Origin of the sequence: Rhodococcus sp. As11 (assembly GCF_048957735.1) — a bacterium.
Lineage (GTDB): Bacteria > Actinomycetota > Actinomycetes > Mycobacteriales > Mycobacteriaceae > Rhodococcus > Rhodococcus gordoniae.
Genome location: NZ_JARDJE010000017.1, coordinates 91,406 through 111,148, shown reverse-complemented (window position 1 = coordinate 111,148; position 19,743 = coordinate 91,406). Strand labels below are relative to the sequence as shown.

Here is a 19,743-nt window from a genome sequence, read left to right as displayed (position 1 = left end):
CCACCCGATGCGACCACCTCTTCTGCTCACCCGCTCGGTGCCGCTGCGCACCCGCGTCACGCTCCTCGCGGCCGGGGCGGTGGCGCTCGCCGTCGCCGTCACGTCCATCGCCGCGTACGCGGTGGTGTCGCGGGCGCTGTACTCGGGGGTCGACACGCAGTTGCGGGCGCGCGCCGCCGCCCTCGTCGAGTCGAGCACGCTCATCACCTACGACCCGCGCTACATCGGCGGGGCCCAGCTCTACAGCTCCGACATCAGCGTCGCCCTGATCTATCCGGATCTCGGCCGGTACGTGCCGCCGGGATCGTCGGTGCCCATCGGCGATCCCGAACTGGCCGTGGCAGAGGGCGACCGTGACCTGTCGCTGCGGACCGTCGCTCAGCAACGCGTACTGGCCCAGCGCATGCCCGACGGCAGCACAGTTGTGATCGCGCAGCGATTGCGTCCCACCGCCGAGATCCTCAACCGCCTGGCGAGTGTGCTGTTCATCGTCGGGGGCTGCGGTGTGGTGCTCGCCGCGGCCGTGGGCGCGACCGTCGGCCGCACGGGCCTGCGTCCCGTCGCCCGGCTGACCGCCGCCGCCGAGCGGGTCGCGCGCACCGACGACCTGCGGCCCATCCGTGTGACCGGCCACGACGAGCTCGCCCGGCTCACCGAGAGCTTCAACATGATGTTGCGCGCGCTCGCCGAGTCGCGGGAGCGGCAGAGCCGGCTGGTCGCCGATGCGGGTCACGAACTGAAGACGCCGCTGACCTCGCTGCGGACCAACATGGAACTGCTCATCGCGGCGAGCCGTCCCGGTGCGCCGAGCCTGCCCGACGACGACATGGCCGAGTTGCGAGCCGATGTCATCGGCCAGATCGAGGAGTTGTCGACGCTCGTCGGCGATCTCGTCGACCTGGCGCGTGAGGATGCGCCGGAGACGGTCTTCGAGGTCGTCGACGTCGCCGAGGTGGTGGACCGGAGTCTCGAACGCGCGCGTCGACGTCGCACCGACATCGAGTTCCGGGCGACCACCGAGCAGTGGTTCGTCTTCGGCGACCAGGCCGGACTCACCCGCGCGGTGGTCAACGTGCTCGACAACGCGGCGAAGTGGAGCCCGGCGGGGAAGGACGTCGTCGTGCACATGCGGCAGATCGCCACCGGGCTGATGGAACTGACCGTCGACGATGCAGGCCCGGGAATTCCGGAGGAGGAACGCGAGCTCGTGTTCGAACGGTTCTACCGGGCCACGACAGCGCGGTCGATGCCGGGATCCGGTCTGGGACTGGCCATCGTGCGGCAGATCGTCATGAAGCACGGTGGGACCATCGTCGTGGACCGTTCGGATCGTGGCGGTGCGCTGATCCGCATCGTGCTGCCCGGCACGTCCAGTCTCGACGGAGAGACGCAGCCCACCGTCGCGGGCTGAATCCGACAGGGAATTCGCGGGTACCTCTGAGGCGACTCTCAGCTCTCCGGTCCATGCTGGACGGAGAAGAGCGGGGTGCTCCCGAGGCGCCCCGCACGATCGGCCACCGCACGCCGATATCGACCGCGTGTGCGTCCGGTGGCCCCGGCGGACGAAGGTGAAGTGACGAATGAGTGAGGACCCCACCCGCGGCGCGGGAACACCGCAACCGCAACCGCAACCCCATCCGTACGGACCCGGCGGATACACCGGTCCCTACACGCAGGCTCCCCAGCAGCCGGCACCTCCGCCGCCGGCCACGGGGCCCGGCCGGATGCCGGGGCGCTCTGCCCTCGCAGTCGGCGCGATCGCGTTGGCGCTGGTGAGCGGCGGCATCGGTGGCGCGGTGGGAGCGTGGTCGGTGCGCGACTCGTCCGCTCCGGTCGTCAACTCCCTCGACGCGCCCAGGCCCGACACCCAGACGGTCGCCGCGGCGCCCGAGGGCAGCGTGCAGGCGGTCGCCGACAAGGTCGTGCCGAGCGTCGTGCGGATCGAGGTCGCAGGACGCACCGGCGCGGGTGAAGGGTCGGGCGTGGTCCTGTCCTCGGACGGATTGATCCTCACCAACAACCACGTCGTGGCGGGTGGAGGTCAGGGGGCACAGCTGACGGTCTTCTTCTCGGACGGCTCCACCGCGCCGGCGACGGTCGTCGGTGCGGATGCGGTATCGGACATCGCTGTCATCCGGGCCGAAGGGCGCACCGATCTCGCTCCCATCGAACTCGGTGGTTCGGAGAATCTCGCAGTAGGCCAGGAGGTTGTGGCCGTCGGATCACCGCTCGGACTGCAGAGCACCGTGACGGCGGGCATCGTGTCCGCGCTCAATCGGCCCGTGTCCACGAGCGGGGACAACGCCAATCAGGCGTCGGTCATCGACGCGATCCAGACCGACGCGGCGATCAATCCCGGCAACTCCGGCGGTGCGCTGGTCGACATGGAAGGCCGTCTCGTCGGTATCAACACCGCGATCGCCACGGCCGGCGGACAGTCGGGTTCGATCGGCCTCGGTTTCGCGATCCCCGTCGAGCAGGCCCGGCGTGTCGCGCAGGAACTCGTCGACACGGGTAAGGCGACGCACGCGATCATCGGTGTCCAGGTTCCGTCCCGGGACGACGCCTACGGTGCGCGTGTCGTGGAGGTCGTGCCCGACGGTCCGGCCGACCGGGCCGGAATCCCCGACGACGCGCTCATCGTCCGGATCGACGATCGGGTCGTCACCGACGGCGACTCGCTCATCGCCGCGATCCGCTCCCGCGCGCCGGGGGACACAGTGAAGATCACCTACAAGACACCCGACGGCAACGAGACCACGGTCGACGTGGTGACCGCGTCGGATTCGGCCGGACGATGAGGAACGACATGGACATAGCTCACATTCCGGTACAAGAGCCGCATGCTTTCGAGCCGCAAACTACCGTGGACCTCATGGAACTCGAAGCTCCCAGAAAAGGCCGCGCACTCGTCGTCGTCGTCGACGATCGCGTTTCCCACGGCGACAGCCCGGACTCCGCGGGTCCGCTCGTCACGGAGCTTCTCGTCGAGGGCGGCTTCGCCGTCGACGGTGTCGTGACGGTCGCGGCCGACGAGGTCGAGATCCGAAATGCGCTCAACACTGCGGTGATCGGTGGTGTCGATCTGGTGATCTCCGTCGGTGGCACCGGCGTCACCCCGCGCGATGTGACGCCCGACGCCACCGAGGACGTGCTCGACCACGAGATCCGCGGCATCGCCGAAGCGCTGCGATCGTCGGGCCTGGCGTCGGGTGCGATGGACGCCGGTCTCTCCCGCGGCCTCGTGGGTGTCTCCGGGTCGACGCTCGTGGTGAACCTCGCGTCGTCGCGTCCCGCCATCCGTGACGGGATGGCGACGTTGTTGCCTCTCGCCGCGCATGTCATCGAAGAGTTGTCGTGGATGGAGGAATGACGCCGTGTCCGACGACCGCGCTTCGTCGCGTGACGAAGTGACCGGCGAGCAGCAGACGAGCCGTGTCCGGATCGACCGGGCACGGCTGGCGCGCATCTTCGGCGACGTCCTTCCCGAGACCACTCGCGACGAGCGGCGTGAGAACGATCCACGCAACGGCGAATCGGACGAATGGCTGCGCCGGCAAGTTCCGCCACACCACTCCGGTTAGTGATCTGCATCACTCTGCTCGGGTTGCACTGGTTCGGATTCCAGTTTGTTGTCGACCGCAACGAAACGTCGCCGCAACGGTCTGTTCACCTTCGCGTGGCCTCTGCGATATTTCGAATATGTGTTTCCGGTCACATAAGGTATTCGGTCTTGCACTGTGGGTGCAGCAATAATATGCCCGCTACCTGCGGGTATGCCATCGGGCGTACCCGCTTACCTGTGATTCGAAGTTACGGATTCGAGGCGAATGAACGCCCGATTTGAGAATTTTCGGGAGGTAACCCGGCGGCTGAGCAGCGGGCCGTCTATACCGCAGCGTTACGAAACCTAGCCATTGCTCTAGGAATGGTCACGGTCTAATCTCCCTCTCAGGTTCAAACCGGGCGAGCCCAGGCTTAGCGGCCTGGGCTCGGTCACGAACCGGTAAAGCAAAACCGTGCGGACGATGGACGTACCGACACACCGGCGGCTGATCCGCCGGTGTGTTCGCTGTGGACAGCGGCCCGCGGGCGACAGGGCGATCACTTGTTGTCGGACGCGGCGCGCAACCCGGCACGCAGAGAACGGATGAGGCATTCATGAAGATTCAGACGCGACGCGGCTTTCGGGCCGCCCGCAACGCCACTGTGGCAGCAGCTGCTGTGGCCGGTCTGGTTCTCGGATCGGCCGGCGCCGCAGGTGCCGAGGTCAACGACCAGAACCGGATCGTCTCCAACGGCCACGAGGTCATCGTCACGCAGGAGGACACCTTCATCAACGGTGTGCCCCCGATCGGCGGCAGCCCGCTGAGCCGCGAATGGTTCCACAACGGACGCGGCATCGCGAACATCGTCGGCCCCGAGGCGGCGGACTTCGAGGGTTCGACCTTCCAGTTCGGTTACCAGGTCGCGTGGTCGGCCTCGGTCGACGGTGCGATCGGTTTCGGCTGGCAGAGCCCGAGCCTTGACGCAACATTCACCGCCACGCAGGTGGAGGAAAAGATTGTCGACAAGGACGGAGAGCCCGTCTACCAGTACGACAAGGATGGAAATCCGATCCTCGACAAGGACGGGAAGCCAGTCCCCGCATACACCAAGACCAACGTGATTGCGCCCTCTGCCAAAGTAGGCGGCTTGCTTCCGCAGGGCACTGCCGGTATCGAACTGACTCCTGCTCCGGGCATCGAGGAGATCGTCGTTGCCGAGGGCGAGTTCGACGGCGACTTCAAGGAAGTCCAGATCGCCAACGTCCACGGTGCCGCCACCGGCGTCATCGGACCGGTCTCCCTCCGTCCGTTCGTCCGCGTGATCACCGCTAACGGCGACAACGTCACCACCTACGGCCAGGTCTGGACCCTCTAGTCCTGCTCCGCGCCATCCCGCAAGAAATCCCCACCACCACAAACGGAGTAATCATGGGAATCAAGTCGCGTGGCTTCAAGGCCGCTCGTAACGCCGCCGTTGCCGGTGCCGCCGTGTTCGGCCTGGTGCTCGGTGCCTCGGGTGCCGCCTCGGCCGAGGTCAACGACCAGAACCGCATCGTCTCCGACGGCCTCGAGGTCGTCGTGACGCAGGAGGACACCTTCATCCAGGGCGTCCCCGCCCTCGGTGGCAGCCCGTTCAACCGCGAGTTCTTCCACAACGGCCGTGGCACCGCCAACCTGATCGGTGAGGGCGCTGCCGACGCCGAGGGCACGACCTTCCAGTTCGGTTACCAGTTCGCCTGGGCCGGCAGCATCGACGGCGCCATCGGCGTCACCTACTCCACCCCTCAGCTCGAGGTCGGACTGGGTGCCAAGGACGGCCCGACTGCTAAGGTCACCGACATCCTCCCGCAGGCCTACGCCGAGCTCGAGCTGACCCCGGCTCCGGGCATCGAGGAGCTCGTCGTCGCCGAGGGCGAGTTCGACGGTGACTTCAAGACCGTTCAGTTCTCCAACGTCCACGGCACGGCCTCCGGCGTCCTCGGCGCTGTCCAGGTCCGTCCGTTCGTTCGCGCCATCACGGCCAACGGCGACAACGTCACCACCTACGGCGCTCCCTGGACCGTCTAGGACGTAGACGTCCGGCTCACGCCGAACACAGCACGACAAGACCGGGCTCGCTCGAATCATCGAGCGGGCCCGGTCTTCTCATGCCCGATGCACACGTGCTCATTCCACGCGCGGCGTCGGCTTGGCGTGTGCGCCCTGAGCGGCCTGACCTGCCTGGGCCTCGAGGATGTCGCGGATCTGGATGAGCAGGTCCTCGGCGCTGGCCTGCTTGTCCTCCGGCTCGGTGACGAACTTCTTCTTCGCGGCATTGGCGGGGACGATGAGCACGAAGTAGACCACGGCGGCGATGATGATGAAGTTGATGATCGCGGAGATCACCGCGCCGATGTCGACGAAGGTCTCCGGGTTGCCGCTCACGATCTCGAAGCCCCAGCCCATCTCGTTGTCGCCGCCGATCGCGCTGATGAGCGGCTCGATGATGTACTGGGTGAAGGCCGTGACGATGGCAGTGAATGCGGCGCCGACCACGACCGCGACGGCGAGATCGAGGACGTTGCCCCTCAATATGAAGTCCTTGAAGCCCTTCAGCATGATGTGCTCCTTCTCGCGGCCTGTCCGCTGTGGCCGCGCACCTGAGGTGGGTCACACGGACGTCCACACGATAAACCGCCAGGTCGGTTCCCCGAGGTGATTACGCTGGGGAAACGAGCAGATGCTCAGTGGAGCGTCACGGTCAGAGCGCTGACGAGCGACGCCGCCGCGACCGCCGTGGCAGGTTCGGGCTCCAGCGCGACCAGCACGACCCTCTCGTTCCGATCCCGCGCCGAACCGCCGGATTCGGCCAGCACCACCACCGCGCCCCGGGCGAGGACGTGGGCACCGGGTAAGGAGCCGTCTGCGCTGTCGGTGACGGTGAGGACGTCGACGCGGTCGCCCTCACGGAGCAGTTCGCTCACGCCGGCATCGGCGAGCCGGACGGGCACCACACGTGCGTCGGGGAATCCGGTGGCCGCTGCGGCGAGGCGCGGGCCGAGGAGGCGGGTGTCGACGAGCGGTTCACCGGCCGGCACAGGACCGGCGAGGATATGTCCCACGGCGTCGTCGGCCTCGCGCAGCGTCCCGGCGACGAGAGCGGATCGATCGCGATCCACGTGGGCGACGTCGTCTGCGGTGAGGGTGTGCCCGGGCGCGAGATCTCTCGCCGCGACGACGACTCCCACACGATCGCTGTCGGGGTCGCCGCGCACCGCGAGGATCACTGCCAGCGCGGCGAGCAGTCCGGCTGCGATCCGCCGGGCCCGGACGAGACGCGACCAGCCGGGACGGAGGAGCTCGGCGAACCGGTCGGGCAGGGTGGGCTGCAGCGAGGTGTCCGCAGAGGAACGGTGTGGACTCGAGCGGTGCGGACGCGCGCGCTCACGCTGGAGGAACGGGAAGGGGCCGACGGGCATGCCCCGAACCTAGAAGGTGGCGACGCCCTGTCGGCCCCGATGAGTCCTCGGAAGCGGCGGTCTGTGGATGACTCGACCACCTGTGGACAAAGAAGTCCCGGAAGGTCAGCTCGCGGCGGCAGCGGGTGCCGAAGAGGCGCTGCTCGACGACGAACTGCTCGACGACGAACTGCTCGACGACGAGCTGCTCGACGACGAACTGCTGTCGCTCGACGAGGAGCTGCTCGAGCTCGTCGACGCGGATTCGCTCGCGGTGCTGCCACTGCGGGAGTCGGTGCGGTAGAAGCCGCTGCCCTTGAACACGATGCCGACCGAGTTGAACAGCTTGCGCAGCTTGCCTTCGCACTGCGGGCATTCGGTCAGGGAGTCGTCGCTGAAGGACTGCACGATGTCGAACTTGTTGTCGCAGGCCGTGCAGGCATATGAGTAGGTGGGCACCGGTTGATCCTCCGCCAGTTCGTCGTACCGCAGCATTCGTCGTACTGCAGTGTTGGCACTCTACAGCCGACAGTGCCAACGACGCTAGGGAGTGTGTTGTTCCGCACGGTCGTCGCTACCGAGCCGGACCAGCCCTTTCCCGGGTGTCAGCGCCCAGCCCATGCGGATGTCGTGAGGGTCTTCGGGGAGCTCGTCGACGAGTTCCTCGTCGCGCACCACGGCGATGATCGCGGCGGTGGGCGCGGCCAGGTGCAGGGTGCGGTCGTAGAAGCCGGCGCCGCGGCCGAGGCGGACACCCCGCGCATCCACCGCCAGGGCCGGGACGAGCACCGTGTGGGCCTCGCCCACCGCTTCGGGCGGAAGGATCTCGCCACCGGGCTCCCGCAGCCCGAAATCGGCCGCCAGCAGCGTCTTCTCTCCGAGATAGCGGGCCCACGACAAGGGCTCGCCGGTGCGTGTCACCGGCACGAGCACCGTCACCCCGGCCTCGGTCAGAGCATCGAGAAGTGCGATCGATCCGGGCTCCGAACCCACCGGCACGTACGCACACACCACCGACCCCGCCGGCGCCAGTGTCGAGGCCACCGTGGCGAGCGCGGTGTCGTCGATTCTGCGCCTCGCGGCACCCAGCTCGCGCCGAGCTGTAAGAATGCGGTCACGCCAGACCGCTTTCGGGGGTGGGGGCATGTCTACGCCTTACGATCGCCGAACCACCGTCCTCGGTGGCCGAAGTTTAGGGTGGGAGTCTATGACGAACAGTACGACCGGAGGCACGCGGCATTTCAAGACCGCGGTTGTCCCCGCAGCAGGTATGGGGACGCGGTTCCTTCCCGCGACCAAGACGGTCCCGAAAGAACTCCTTCCGGTGGTCGACACGCCCGGCATCGAGCTCGTGGCGGGCGAAGCTGCCGAGTCGGGTGCCGAACGCCTTCTCATCGTGACCGCGCCGGGCAAGGACGGCGTGGTCGCGCACTTCGTCGAGGACCTCGTCCTCGAGTCCAAGCTCGAGGAGAAGGGCAAGTACGAGCTTCTCGCCAAGGTCCGCAAGGCCCAGGGGCTGCTCGAGGTCGAGTCCGTGATCCAGGAGAAGCCGCTCGGCCTCGGTCACGCCGTGGCGTGCGCGGAGAAGGCGCTCGATCCCGACGAGGACGCGATCGCCGTGCTGTTGCCCGACGACCTCGTGCTGCCGGTCGGCGTGCTCGAGACGATGCAGCGCGTGCGCTCCAAGCGCGGCGGTTCCGTGCTGTGCGCGATCGACGTGCCCAAGGATCAGGTCAGCGCCTACGGCGTCTTCGACGTCGAGGTCGTGCCGGATGCCGCCAATCCCGACGTGCTCAAGGTGCTCGGCATGGTCGAGAAGCCGGCGGTCGAGGACTCACCGTCGACCTTCGCCGCCGCCGGCCGCTATCTGCTCGACCGGGCGATCTTCGACGCGCTGCGACGCATCGAGCCCGGAGCCGGGGGAGAGCTGCAGCTCACCGACGCCATCGCCCTGCTCATCTCCGAGGGACACCCCGTCCACGTGGTGGTGCACCGCGGCACCCGACACGATCTCGGAAATCCCGGGGGTTACCTGCGCGCTGCGGTTGACTCGGCGTTGAACACGGAAGAGTACGGGCCCTCGTTGCGCGAGTGGCTCGTCGATCGCCTGAAGCGCTGACTGCGGACGGGCTGGAGGACGAGAAGCGGTATGCGGTCGGTTGAGGATCAGCAGGCCAGGGTCACGGCGGCGGCGGTCGCACCCCGGCCGGTCCGGGTGGCCATCTCCGAGGCGCAGGGTCTGCAATGTGCGGAGGAAGTGGTCACCGAGCGACCCCTACCCGGATTCGACCAGGCGGCAATCGACGGCTACGCCGTGCGCAGCGTCGACCTCCAGCCTCCCTCCGACACCGACGGCGAGTCCGCGACCGCCGAGGTGACCCTGCCCGTCGTGGGTGAGGTGCGCGCGGGTTCGCGTCAGCCGATCCGGCTCCAGCCCCGGCAGGCGGTACGCGTCGACACCGGTGCGCCGCTGCCGACGCTCGCCGACGCGGTGCTGCCGCTCGACAACACCGACGGGGGTGCCGCGCGCATCAAGGTGCTCGAACCGGTGCGTTCGGGCGAGTACGTGCGCCGCACCGGCGACGACGTCCAGCCCGGCGACATCGCCGTGCGGGCCGGGACGATCATCGGGGCTGCCCAGGTGGGTCTGCTCGCCGCGGTCGGTCGCGACAAGGTGCTCGTCCACCCGCGTCCGCGGCTGTCGATCATCTCCGTCGGCGGTGAGCTCGTCGACGTCGACCGCACCCCCGGACCGGGGCAGGTGTACGACGTGAACTCCTACGCGTTGGCCGCGGCCGCTCGCGACGCCGGAGCAGACGTCAACCGGGTCGGTATCGCGAGTACCGATCCGAAGCGCCTGCGGGAGGTCGTCGAGGGCCAGCTGATCCGCGCCGAGATCGTCGTGATCGCCGGTGCCGTGGGCGGCGGTGCGCTCGAGGAGGTCCGCGAGGCGCTGTCCGATCTCGGCGATCTGGGCGTCGAGCGGATCGCCATGCACCCCGGATCGGTGCAGGGTTTCGGGCGTCTCGGCCGCGACGAGGTGCCGACCTTCCTGCTGCCCTCCAACCCGGTGAGTGCGCTCGTCGTCTTCGAGGTGATGGTCCGGCCGCTGATCCGCATCGCGCTCGGCCGGCGCCAGCCGATGCGCCGGGTGGTCTCCGCCCGCACCGTCGCGCCGATCACCTCGATCCCGGGCCGCAAAGGTTTCCTGCGCGGTCAGCTCATGCGCGACGAGGCGACGGGCGACTATCTCGTGCAGGCGCTCGGCGGCGCCGCGGGCTCGTCCTCCCATCTGCTCGCCACCCTCGCCGAGGCGAACTGTCTCGTCATCGTCGACCCCGAGGTCTCCGAAATCCGTACGGGCGACCCGGTGGACGTGGCGTTCCTCGGGCAGCGTGGTTGATGTCCCGTCATCCCGGCTGGCCGGCCGAGCTCGGGCCGCTGCGGGTGGCCGGGGGCGTGGTGACCGTTCGATCGGTCCGGCTGCGCGACGCCGCGGCGTGGAGTCGCCTGCGTCAGCGCGACCGGGCGCACCTCGAGCCGTGGGAGCCGACCGGTGAGGCGCCGTGGGACATGCGCCATCACATCTCGGTGTGGCCGGGGCTGTACCGGAGTCTGCGGTCGGAAGCGCACAAGGGTCTGATGCTGCCGATGGCCATCGAGCTGGACGGCAGATTCTGCGGGCAGCTGACGGTGGGCAACATCGTGCGCGGGGCGTTGCGCTCGGCCTGGATCGGCTACTGGGTGGAGAAGGAGGTCAACGGTCTCGGTGTCGCGACCGCGGCCGTCGCTCTCGGACTCGACCACTGCTTCGGACCCGTCGGACTGCACCGCGTCGAAGCCACCGTGCGGCCCGAGAACGAACCGAGCCGCGCGGTACTGCGCAACGTCGGATTCCGCGAGGAAGGCCTGCTGAAGCGCTACCTCGACGTCCAGGGCCGATTCCGCGATCACCTCCTGGTCGCGATGACGGTCGAGGAGGTTCCCGGCTCGGTCTCGGATCGTCTGGTCCGTGCCGGTCGGGCGAGCTGGTCCTGATCTCGTCGGGTCTCGAGTCGGGTTCGTCCGATATGTAACGCAGGTTACTCGTAACTCGAGTAACAATCCCCAGCGGGTGTGGGATCTCTGTGATTAGAGTGAATGAAGTGTCAGATGGTTTCGCGTGACTCGAGTGACTTCTGATGTCGCCTGGGTCGGCGTTTCTGTACAGATAAATGTGGTGATGCCGCTAGCCTCAAGTAGGTCGGTGGGCGTCGACGGGCTGGTAGGGCGACGACTGGAGGGAGGACCACCGGATGCCGAACTCGCTTCTGTGGATCGGGCTCGTAGCCGTGTGGTTGTTCGTCCTGGTGCCCATGCTGGTCACGAAGCGTCCTCGAATCCGGCAGACGACCGACGCCGCGCTCGCAACTCGAGTTCTGCACCGCGGAGACGACGAGCCGATAGCCCCTCGCGGGCCGGCCGCCGGCCACCGCAGCGATCCTCACTGGCGTCCGAGTCGCGACCGCACGCACCGCACCCCCGCGGAGGACCGCATGAACACTGACCTCGACGACCGACCGGAGATCGACTCGGACGAGACCGATCTCCACGACGACGCAGCACCCGAGCGTGAGCCCGTCCGCGCGCACGCCCCGCAACGGCGGGGCCGCGGCGGATTCGATCCGCACGCCGATGCGGTCGCCAGCGCCGCGCGGTACGAATTCCGTCAGCGGGCCGTCCTCGGCCTGCTGATCGCCGCGATCATGACGTCGGCGCTCGCGCTGATCGTCTCGTCGCTCCTGTGGTGGCCGGCCGGTCTCGTGGCCGTGGCTCTCGTCGGTTACCTCTTCTACCTGCGGCGCCAGGTGCGTCTCGAACAGGAGATCCGGCGGCGTCGGCTCGCGCGACTGCAGCGGTCCCGCGCAGGCGGAGCCCGCGGAGATCACCACTACGTTCCGCAGCGTCTGCGCCGCCCGGGAGCCGTCGTCCTCGAGGTCGACGACGAGGACCCGGAGTTCGAACACCTCGATCGCTACGAGGACGACTACGGCATCGACCACGTATACGACGTCCGTGCGAGCGACGGGTACGACGAACCCGGCGACTACGTCGTTCCTCGCGCAGTGGGGGAATGATCGTCCCCACGATGCTTCCGGCGGGGCCCGCACCGATTCGGTGCGGGCCCCGTCCCCTCTTCGGAGCAGGCCACCGAAACCGCTCGTCACCTGCTCCGACACACCGATTTCGTGATGAACGGGGTGGTTTGCTAGAGTTTGCGAGTCGGTTCCCTCGGAACCTACGGGGCTGTGGCGCAGTTGGTAGCGCGCTTCGTTCGCATCGAAGAGGTCAGGGGTTCGATTCCCCTCAGCTCCACCCCCGAAAGCCTCGCCGTCGGCGAGGCTTTCGTCGTCTCCGGGCATTCGCTGGCGGGTCCGCGCAGAACCCGGCAGACTGTGTGGCATGGACCACAGGATGAGTGACGACGAGTTGCGTCGGGCGATCCGGGTACTGCGCGAGCGCGCCGATCTCGCGCGCAGCGAAGGTCGCCACGACGATGTCGAGATGATCGAACGCACCGTTCGGGACTACCAGGAAGAGATGGCGCAGCGACTCTGAGCTCCCTCCCGGTTGTTTCCTGGCGCGCCGGAGCGTCGTGTCGCCACGCCGACGCTAGGGTGTCGCCATGGCGATCACCGACCTGCGTGGAACCACATTCCTTGTGACCGGCGCTGCCAGCGGGATCGGCCGCGCCCTGGCCCATGCCGCGTCCGATCGCGGCGCCCGCCTGGTGCTCACCGACCTGCAGGAGAAGGCGCTCGACGACGTCGTCCGCAGCATTCGTGAGCGCGGTGGCACCGTACTGCACGCCGCAGCCCTCGACATCTCCGACTACGACGCCGTCACCGCATTCGCCCGCGACGTGCACGAGGCGTGCGGGTCCCTCGACATCGTCGCCAACGTCGCCGGGGTGTCCGTGTGGGGAACCGTCGACCGGTTGCGGCACGAGCACTGGAAGCTCATGGTGGACGTCAACCTCATGGGGCCGATCCACGTCATCGAGAACTTCGTGCCGGCCATGATCGAGGCCGGTCGCGGCGGGCACGTCGTCAACGTCTCCTCGGCGGCCGGGCTGCTGGCCCTGCCGTGGCACGCCGCCTACAGCGCAAGCAAATTCGGTCTGCGCGGGCTGTCCGAGGTGCTGCGGTTCGACCTCCGGCGCGACGGCATCGGCGTGTCCCTCGTCGTACCGGGTGCCGTGCGTACACCGCTCGTCGACTCCGTGCAGATCGTCGGTGTCGACCGCGACCGCCCGGAGGTCCGCAAGCTCACCCGCCGGTTCGTCCGCCACGCCGCGACCCCCGAGAAGGTGGCCGAGCGCATCGTCGCCGGCATCCTGAAGAACCGCTTCATGGTCTACACGTCGTTCGACACCCGGTTCGGCTACTGGTGGGCGCGCAAGTTCGCGCCGCCCTACAACCTCGTCATGCAGGCTGCCAACGACTACTTCCGTCGCGTGGTCGGCACGAGATGACGTCGGTGGGTCCGCCCCCGCTCAGCGGGGCCGGACCCACCGACATCACTCCGACGCGCGGTGCAGTTCGGCGTGCAGGTGGTGCGTCAGCGGCGTGTCGGCATGGGCCATCCAGAAGTCGTAGACGAGCACGTCGCCGTCGACCTCGAAACGCCGCCGGACCTCGTGCACGGGCTTGGCGTCGGGTGAGCGCTCCAGGGTGAGGGTGCTGAACTCCAGGACGCCGCCCTCGGGCCGGGCCCGCTGAATCTCGACGAACCCGGTGGGCTGCGAGACGAGCAGCTCGACGTCGTCCCCGCTGCGACGCAGGTAGCCGTTCTCGGTGTGCAGCGGGCGTCCCTCCGTCCGGTGCCGCGTACGGCTGACGTACATCAGGAAGGGCTTGCCGGGAATCGTCGCGAACTCGATCGTCTCGTCGTACGCGAAGTCGTCGATGGTGGGATAGTGGCCGTCGCCACCTCCGGTCCAGCGCCCGGCGAACGGTGCCAGGCACCCGAGCGGATCGTCGGCCATGAAATCTCCTCGTGTTCTCGGATCGGTGTGGTCTTCGCAATCGTTGTCGCCGTAGTCGACGCGCCTGACCCGGATGCCGCCGTCCTGCGCGATACCGTGAGCATATGAGTCATTGCTGGGGTGTCGAGTCCGAAGTCGGTGAACTCCGCGCCGTGATGCTGCACCGGCCCGGCGCCGAACTCGAACGCCTCACGCCCCGCAACAACGACCAGCTGCTCTTCGACGCCCTGCCGTGGGTGGCGCGCGCCCAGGAGGAGCACGACGCCTTCGCCGATCTGCTGCGCAGTCGCGGGGTCGAGGTGTTCCTGCTCGCGGACCTGCTCACCGAGACACTCGAGGCCAGTGGTGCCGCGCGGGTGCAGAGCGTCTCGTCGGCCGTCGACGCGCAGCGCCTCGGTCATGCGCTCGCGGAGGAGCTGACGGGCCATCTGCGTGCCCTGCCCGCTGCCGAACTCGCCCGGATCCTCATCGCGGGCATGACCTTCGACGAACTGCCCACGGTAGGCGGCGGCGCGGCTCCGTCCCTCGTGCGGTTGATGCACCACGGCTCCGACTTCGCCATCGCGCCGCTGCCGAACCTGCTCTTCACGCGCGATTCGTCGTTCTGGCTCGGATCACGGGTTGCGATCCCCAATCTGGCGTTGCCCGCCCGCCGGCGCGAGACCGGCCTCACCGACCTCATCTACGCCTTCCATCCGCAGTTCCTCCACGTGCGACGCGCGTACGAATCGCACACCGCACCCGTCGAGGGCGGCGACGTGTTGCTGCTCGCGCCCGGTGTCGTCGCCGTCGGGGTGGGGGAGAGGACGAGTCCGGCCGGTGCGGAAGCATTGGCGCGCAGCGCCTTCGACGACGGACTCGCGCACACGGTGCTGGCCGTTCCGATCGAGCAGCGGCGGGCGTCGATGCATCTCGACACGGTGTGCACGATGGTCGACGTCGACGCGGTGGTGATGTATCCGGCGATCCGGGACAGCCTGCAGGCCTTCACCATCCACCGTGAAGACGGGACGGTGCAGATCTCGGGGCCCCGCCCGTTCCTCGAGGCCGCCGCCGACGCGATGGGAATCGAGAAGCTGCGCGTCATCGACACCGGTCTGGATTCCGTTGTGGCCGAACGTGAGCAGTGGGACGACGGGAACAACACCCTCGCCGTGGCGCCCGGTGTCGTCGTCGCCTACGAACGCAACGTCGAGACGAACACCCGGCTCGAGGATTCGGGGGTCGAGGTGCTGCGGATCGCCGGGTCGGAACTCGGTTCCGGCCGCGGCGGTCCGCGATGCATGTCGTGCCCGCTCGCGCGCGCGGTCCTGTGATCCTCGCGTGCAGTTCTCGTCAGAGGATCTCGCGCACCTTGTCGACGGGACGGGCGAGCACGGTCCCCTTGTCGGTGACGACGAGCGGACGCTCGATGAGGATCGGGTTCGCGACCATCGCCTCGAGCAGTTCGTCCTCGGACGCTTCGGCCAGGTTCAGTTCCTTGTAGAGCGATTCCTTCTTGCGGATCGCCTCGCTCGGTGTGAGACCCGCCGCATCGAGCAGCCCACGCAGCTCGTCGAGAGAGGGCGGAGTGTCGAGATACTTGATCACGGTGGGTTCGAGTCCGTTCTCTTCCAGCAGCGCCAAAGTGTTGCGTGACGTGCTGCAGCGCGGATTGTGGTAGATCTTCGCCGTGGTTGCCATGGCCCGATTCTGCCCTGACGGACCCCTCGCTCCGCTGCGGCCGGCAGCCGTGTCGCCCGAATCGTCCCTGTTGAAGGTGCCGGAGAGCGTCAATACGATGTCCGCGCCCTGAAGTTTTGTGAGTTCTCGAGAAAAGGCACGGAGCACGATGTTCAAAGGTTTCAAGGATTTCCTGCTGCGCGGAAACGTCGTCGAACTCGCTGTCGCGGTGGTCGTCGGTGCGGCGTTCACGTCCATCGTCACGGCGTTCACCGACCACATCGTGAATCCGCTCGTCGCGGCGGTGGGCGGCGACAACGATATGGGCTTCGGCTTCCGCCTTCTGTCGTCGAACGACGCGACCTTCGTCAACCTCGGCGCCGTCATCTCCGCGGCGATCAACTTCTTCATCATCGCGGCTGTCGTCTACTTCGTGCTCATCGTGCCGGTCAACGCGGCCAAGGCACGCTTCGCGCCGGAGAAGGAGCCCGAGGACGAGCCGCTGAGCGAGACCGATCTACTCATCCAGATCCGTGACCTGCTCGAGACCGGCAGCTACAACCACGCCCCCGCCGAGGCGCCCTCGGCCGAAGCGCCGGTGAGGGTCATCGAGCGCTGATAACCTGCGAGAATGCTCGACCTCACCATCGATCCCGACTCGACCGTCCCGCCGTTCGAGCAACTGCGACGACGCATCGTCGACCTGGTACACGAGGGTGAGCTGATCGCCGGATCGAAGCTGCCCACCGTGCGGGGCCTCGCCGACACGCTCGGCATCGCCCCCAACACGGTCGCCAAGACCTATCGCGAACTCGAGAAGCTGGGGGTGCTCGAGGCCCGCGGGCGGGCCGGGACGTTCGTCGCCGACACGGGCGATCCCACCCGCACGCGGGCCCAGCGTTCCACCCACGAGTACGTCGCCGAGGTGCGCGCCCTGGGGATGTCCGACGACGAGATCCTCGACTTCGTCTCGGCCGCACTGCGCGCAGGCTGACCGGCCGGTGAGCAGCGCGGATAGGGTGCACACCCCGTCCGGAATGTGACTATTACCTCGGGTTCGGTGATTCGGCTCCGAAGCCGGCCGAAACTTGGAAGGTTTGTCGCATGAACGTGCCTGGTGATCGGCCCGGCTCCGAGGAGATCTCGGGTGCCGGTGCTCCTGTAGAAGCCGAGTCCGCAACGCAGCGGCCGCAGACCGACAAGGTGGTCTTCGGAGTTTCTGCCGCGCTGGTCGCGGCGATCGTGGTGTGGGGCCTGGCCGCCACCGAGAACTTCGGGACCGTCACCGGGAACATCCTCGACTGGGTCGTCGTCGAGTTCGGCTGGTTGTTCGTCCTCACGGCGAGCGCGTTCGTGTTCTACGCGCTCTGGCTCGCCCTGAGCCGCTACGGGCGGATCCCACTGGGCAAGGACGGCGAGAAGCCGGAATTCCGCACCGTCAGCTGGATCGCGATGATGTTCGCCGCCGGGATGGGTATCGGCCTGATGTTCTTCGGTGTCGCCGAGCCGCTCTCGCACTTCGTCGAACCGCCACCCGGCACCATCGGTGGCACCGGTATCGCGATGGCGACCTCGATGTTCCACTGGAGCCTGCATCCCTGGGCGATCTACGCCGTCGTCGGTCTGACCATCGCGTACGGCACCTTCCGGAAGGGACGCAAGCAGCTCATCAGCTCGGCGTTCATCCCGCTCCTCGGACGCCGGGCCGAAGGTCCGCTCGGCAAGGTCATCGACATCCTCGCCCTGTTCGCGACCCTGTTCGGTACCGCGGCGTCGCTCGGTCTGGGCGCTCTGCAGATCGGATCGGGTTTCGAGGTCACCGGCTGGCTCGAGTCGGCGGGAGTGATGCTGCTGGTCGCGATCGTCGCGCTGCTCACTCTCGCGTTCATCGCGTCCGCAGTCACCGGTGTGGCCAAGGGCATCCAGTACCTGTCGAACATCAACATGGTCCTCGCCGCCGTCCTGGCACTGTTCGTCTTCGTGCTCGGGCCCACGGTGTTCATCCTCAACCTCGTGCCCACCACCCTCGGCGCGTACGCCGCCGAGTTCGCCCGGATGTCGGCCCGCACGGCCGCATCCAACGACGCCGCGGGCGAATGGCTGTCGAGCTGGACGATCTTCTACTGGGCATGGTGGGTCTCGTGGGCGCCCTTCGTGGGCATGTTCCTCGCCCGCATCAGCCGCGGCCGCACCATCCGGGAATTCGTCGTGGGCGTCATCCTCGTCCCCAGCCTGGTCAGTCTCGTGTGGTTCTCGATCTTCGGCGGCGCCGGCATCGGACAGCAGCTGGACGGCCTGGACATCGCCGGTGCCGACAGTGTCGAAGGGCAGCTGTTCGGGATGCTCGGCAACCTCCCGCTCACCGGTGTCGCCACGGTCGTCGCGATGCTGCTCATCGCCATCTTCTTCATCTCCGGAGCCGACTCCGCCTCGATGGTCATGGGCACTCTCAGCCAGCGCGGCACCCTCGCACCCCGGCGCACGGTGGTGATCTTCTGGGGCGGACTCACCGGCGGGGTTGCGGCACTGCTGCTGTGGAGCGGCGGCTCGGAAGCCCTCAACGCCCTGCAGACGATGACGATCATCGCCGCCGCCCCCTTCCTCCTCGTGATGATCGGCCTGTGCGTGTCGCTGTACCGGGATCTGCAACGCGACCCACTCATCACGGGTGGACGCAGGAAACGGACGCTGCGCAGGGTCGAATGACCGAGCGGTCCCGGATCGAGGACGTCGAGTTCCTGCTCGACGTCCTCGATCTCCGTCCGGGCATGTCGGTTCTCGCGATCGACACCGGACCGGCCTCCGGTGTGGTCGCCGGACACCTCGGTCCGGACGCCCGGCTACGCGTGGTACCGACCGCGACGCGGCTCCACGAGTTCGTGGGCCGCGAGACGTTCGACCGCATCTACGCCGTGAACGTCCCCGACTTCCGCGAGGACACCGCGGCCGTGGCCGCCCTCGCGCCGATGCTGACCGACGACGGACGGTTGTGGGTGATCGACGGGGCAAGGGCGGGGGAGGACACCGGGACGATCTCGATGACGGTGAGCACCGTTCTCGCACAGGCAGGATTCGCGATCGTCGACATCCTCGAACGCGGGTCGCGGGTCGCGGTGTGGGCGGCGGTCGCACGGCGGCATCACGGGTGACACACGACGCCGCGTGCCTGCGGTGAGTTGTCGTCCACCGCGAGTACGGTGTCGCCTGCCCGGCAGTTGCTCTTCGAGAGGAGTGCGCGTGACCGACACCGACAGATTCGACGAGACCCTCGACCGCGACTGGACCCGCTACGCGTCGCAGCTCGCCCGGCGCATCTCCGAACTCACCGGATCCGACGCTTTCGAGCTGCGCGCCGAGACCGCCTCGGGCGCCGCGGCCTGCGTGCGGGTGCGGGCGGGCTCCGGTGGGCGTGCCACCGTCGAGGTCACCGGATCCGAGCCGGTCACCCGGCCCGTCTCCGAGGCCGACATGCTCGCCCGTCACATCGTGTCGGTGCTGCGCGGTCGTGGAGAAGTGCCGCATCCTGCCTTCCTGCAGGCCCACCCACCGTCCGCCCTCGGCGACCTGCGCGAGCGCGTGAGCGACGCCCTCGCCCACGCCCTGGGCCGCCCCGTGCCGGTCGACGCCGACGGCGACTTCGTCGTGATCCTCGACTCCCAGGTGGTCTTCGTCATGATCGACGACGACGGCAACATCAGGTTGTGGGCGCCGCTGTTGCACGCGATCCCCGAGGACGACATCCCTGGAGCCGCGCCGAACGGCGGTCGCACCCACGCGCTGACCGAGCTCACCGAACTGAACCGGACGTGGTCGCACATCAAGGTGGTGCTCGTCGAGGACCGGCTCGTCGCCACCGTCGACCTGCTCGGCGATCCGTTCGTGCCCCGCCACCTGTCCGAACTGCTCGAGCGGCTCAAGGGCTTCCTCACGGTCGTCGACGAGCGGTTCGCCCGCCGGTTCGACGGCGTCCGCTACGGCTCCGACAGAGAGCGCGAGGTCGATCTGCCCACCGAGGACACCGTCCTCGACGAACCGAACTGAAGCTCCGCTCAACGCCGGAGACGGGCTC

General features: G+C 68.0%; 24 protein-coding genes and 1 tRNA gene. 19 read left to right on the top strand and 6 right to left on the bottom strand.

What is annotated here, in order from left to right; genetic code table 11:
• The first annotated feature begins 7 nt into the window (after positions 1-7).
• The 6 genes from PV766_RS19200 (at position 8) to PV766_RS19175 (ending at position 5,615) form a co-directional block, all read left to right on the top strand.
• A complete protein-coding gene (locus PV766_RS19200; protein ID WP_129977032.1) occupies positions 8-1,411 on the top strand; it encodes a HAMP domain-containing sensor histidine kinase in 1,404 nt (467 codons plus the stop codon).
• Between the two features lie 169 nt (positions 1,412-1,580).
• On the top strand, positions 1,581-2,801 hold the full coding sequence (locus PV766_RS19195) for a S1C family serine protease (protein ID WP_207213541.1): 1,221 nt from the start codon (positions 1,581-1,583) through the stop codon (positions 2,799-2,801).
• A gap of 74 nt (positions 2,802-2,875) precedes the next feature.
• Positions 2,876-3,373: a MogA/MoaB family molybdenum cofactor biosynthesis protein gene (locus PV766_RS19190; protein ID WP_016932331.1), complete on the top strand. Its 498-nt coding sequence runs from the start codon at positions 2,876-2,878 to the stop codon at positions 3,371-3,373.
• Positions 3,374-3,377: 4 nt separating this feature from the next.
• Positions 3,378-3,584 (top strand): hypothetical protein, encoded by a 207-nt coding sequence (locus PV766_RS19185; protein ID WP_016932332.1) that lies wholly within the window; start codon positions 3,378-3,380, stop codon positions 3,582-3,584.
• Positions 3,585-4,161: 577 nt separating this feature from the next.
• Positions 4,162-4,923, top strand: a complete 762-nt coding sequence (locus PV766_RS19180; protein WP_421097659.1) for an MspA family porin — start codon at positions 4,162-4,164, stop codon at positions 4,921-4,923.
• 53 nt (positions 4,924-4,976) lie between these two features.
• A complete protein-coding gene (locus PV766_RS19175; protein WP_255162310.1) occupies positions 4,977-5,615 on the top strand; it encodes an MspA family porin in 639 nt (212 codons plus the stop codon).
• Between the two features lie 99 nt (positions 5,616-5,714).
• Here PV766_RS19175 and mscL (PV766_RS19170) read toward each other — a convergent pair whose 3' ends face one another.
• The 4 genes from mscL (PV766_RS19170) to PV766_RS19155 all read right to left on the bottom strand — a co-directional run bounded on the left by mscL (PV766_RS19170) (position 5,715) and on the right by PV766_RS19155 (position 8,131).
• A complete protein-coding gene (gene mscL / locus PV766_RS19170; protein ID WP_064064691.1) occupies positions 5,715-6,146 on the bottom strand; it encodes a large-conductance mechanosensitive channel protein MscL in 432 nt (143 codons plus the stop codon).
• A 125-nt stretch (positions 6,147-6,271) separates the two neighbouring features.
• Positions 6,272-7,006: an SAF domain-containing protein gene (locus PV766_RS19165; protein WP_064064690.1), complete on the bottom strand. Its 735-nt coding sequence runs from the start codon at positions 7,004-7,006 to the stop codon at positions 6,272-6,274.
• 105 nt (positions 7,007-7,111) lie between these two features.
• Positions 7,112-7,444 carry an FmdB family zinc ribbon protein gene (locus PV766_RS19160; protein ID WP_421097658.1) on the bottom strand — a complete coding sequence of 111 codons (333 nt, stop codon included), beginning with the start codon at positions 7,442-7,444 and terminating at the stop codon, positions 7,112-7,114.
• A gap of 84 nt (positions 7,445-7,528) precedes the next feature.
• Entirely contained in the window at positions 7,529-8,131 is a 603-nt protein-coding gene (locus tag PV766_RS19155; protein WP_129977027.1) for a 5-formyltetrahydrofolate cyclo-ligase, read from the bottom strand.
• Positions 8,132-8,192: 61 nt separating this feature from the next.
• Between PV766_RS19155 and PV766_RS19150 the strand changes: the two genes are divergently transcribed.
• The 7 genes from PV766_RS19150 to PV766_RS19120 all read left to right on the top strand — a co-directional run bounded on the left by PV766_RS19150 (position 8,193) and on the right by PV766_RS19120 (position 13,499).
• Positions 8,193-9,104: a UTP--glucose-1-phosphate uridylyltransferase gene (locus PV766_RS19150; protein ID WP_421097657.1), complete on the top strand. Its 912-nt coding sequence runs from the start codon at positions 8,193-8,195 to the stop codon at positions 9,102-9,104.
• 30 nt (positions 9,105-9,134) lie between these two features.
• Positions 9,135-10,388, top strand: coding sequence for a gephyrin-like molybdotransferase Glp (gene glp, locus PV766_RS19145; RefSeq protein ID WP_064064687.1), 1,254 nt, complete (start codon positions 9,135-9,137; stop codon positions 10,386-10,388).
• The gene (locus PV766_RS19140; RefSeq protein WP_064064686.1) at positions 10,388-11,023 is read left to right on the top strand and encodes a GNAT family N-acetyltransferase; all 636 of its coding nucleotides are present in this window, start codon (positions 10,388-10,390) and stop codon (positions 11,021-11,023) included. Before glp ends, PV766_RS19140 begins: the two co-directional genes overlap by 1 nt.
• Positions 11,024-11,280: 257 nt before the next feature.
• Complete coding sequence (glpR, locus tag PV766_RS19135; RefSeq protein WP_129977025.1) at positions 11,281-12,102, top strand: gephyrin-like molybdotransferase receptor GlpR; 822 nt, start codon at positions 11,281-11,283, stop codon at positions 12,100-12,102.
• A 165-nt stretch (positions 12,103-12,267) separates the two neighbouring features.
• A tRNA-Ala gene (locus tag PV766_RS19130) sits at positions 12,268-12,340 on the top strand.
• Between the two features lie 99 nt (positions 12,341-12,439).
• The gene (locus tag PV766_RS19125; RefSeq protein ID WP_165369243.1) at positions 12,440-12,583 is read left to right on the top strand and encodes a hypothetical protein; all 144 of its coding nucleotides are present in this window, start codon (positions 12,440-12,442) and stop codon (positions 12,581-12,583) included.
• A gap of 67 nt (positions 12,584-12,650) precedes the next feature.
• A complete protein-coding gene (locus PV766_RS19120) occupies positions 12,651-13,499 on the top strand; it encodes an SDR family oxidoreductase (RefSeq protein WP_129977024.1) in 849 nt (282 codons plus the stop codon).
• A 45-nt stretch (positions 13,500-13,544) separates the two neighbouring features.
• On the opposite strand, the gene PV766_RS19115 is transcribed toward PV766_RS19120, so the two are convergent.
• Complete coding sequence (locus tag PV766_RS19115) at positions 13,545-14,012, bottom strand: FABP family protein (protein WP_016932344.1); 468 nt, start codon at positions 14,010-14,012, stop codon at positions 13,545-13,547.
• A 104-nt stretch (positions 14,013-14,116) separates the two neighbouring features.
• Here PV766_RS19115 and PV766_RS19110 point away from each other — a divergent pair, with 104 nt between their 5' ends.
• On the top strand, positions 14,117-15,328 hold the full coding sequence (locus PV766_RS19110) for an arginine deiminase (RefSeq protein WP_064064683.1): 1,212 nt from the start codon (positions 14,117-14,119) through the stop codon (positions 15,326-15,328).
• Between the two features lie 19 nt (positions 15,329-15,347).
• On the opposite strand, the gene arsC is transcribed toward PV766_RS19110, so the two are convergent.
• Complete coding sequence (gene arsC, locus PV766_RS19105) at positions 15,348-15,695, bottom strand: arsenate reductase (glutaredoxin) (protein WP_129977022.1); 348 nt, start codon at positions 15,693-15,695, stop codon at positions 15,348-15,350.
• A 148-nt stretch (positions 15,696-15,843) separates the two neighbouring features.
• Between arsC and mscL (PV766_RS19100) the strand changes: the two genes are divergently transcribed.
• The 5 genes from mscL (PV766_RS19100) (at position 15,844) to PV766_RS19080 (ending at position 19,715) form a co-directional block, all read left to right on the top strand.
• Positions 15,844-16,293 carry a large conductance mechanosensitive channel protein MscL gene (gene mscL / locus PV766_RS19100; RefSeq protein ID WP_129977021.1) on the top strand — a complete coding sequence of 150 codons (450 nt, stop codon included), beginning with the start codon at positions 15,844-15,846 and terminating at the stop codon, positions 16,291-16,293.
• Positions 16,294-16,305: 12 nt separating this feature from the next.
• Positions 16,306-16,668: a GntR family transcriptional regulator gene (locus PV766_RS19095; protein ID WP_016934368.1), complete on the top strand. Its 363-nt coding sequence runs from the start codon at positions 16,306-16,308 to the stop codon at positions 16,666-16,668.
• A gap of 110 nt (positions 16,669-16,778) precedes the next feature.
• Entirely contained in the window at positions 16,779-18,380 is a 1,602-nt protein-coding gene (locus PV766_RS19090) for a BCCT family transporter (protein ID WP_129977020.1), read from the top strand.
• Entirely contained in the window at positions 18,377-18,823 is a 447-nt protein-coding gene (locus tag PV766_RS19085) for a hypothetical protein (protein WP_064064680.1), read from the top strand. Before PV766_RS19090 ends, PV766_RS19085 begins: the two co-directional genes overlap by 4 nt.
• 88 nt (positions 18,824-18,911) lie before the next feature.
• Positions 18,912-19,715 carry a T3SS (YopN, CesT) and YbjN peptide-binding chaperone 1 gene (locus tag PV766_RS19080; RefSeq protein ID WP_421097656.1) on the top strand — a complete coding sequence of 268 codons (804 nt, stop codon included), beginning with the start codon at positions 18,912-18,914 and terminating at the stop codon, positions 19,713-19,715.
• The last annotated feature ends 28 nt before the right edge of the window (positions 19,716-19,743 follow it).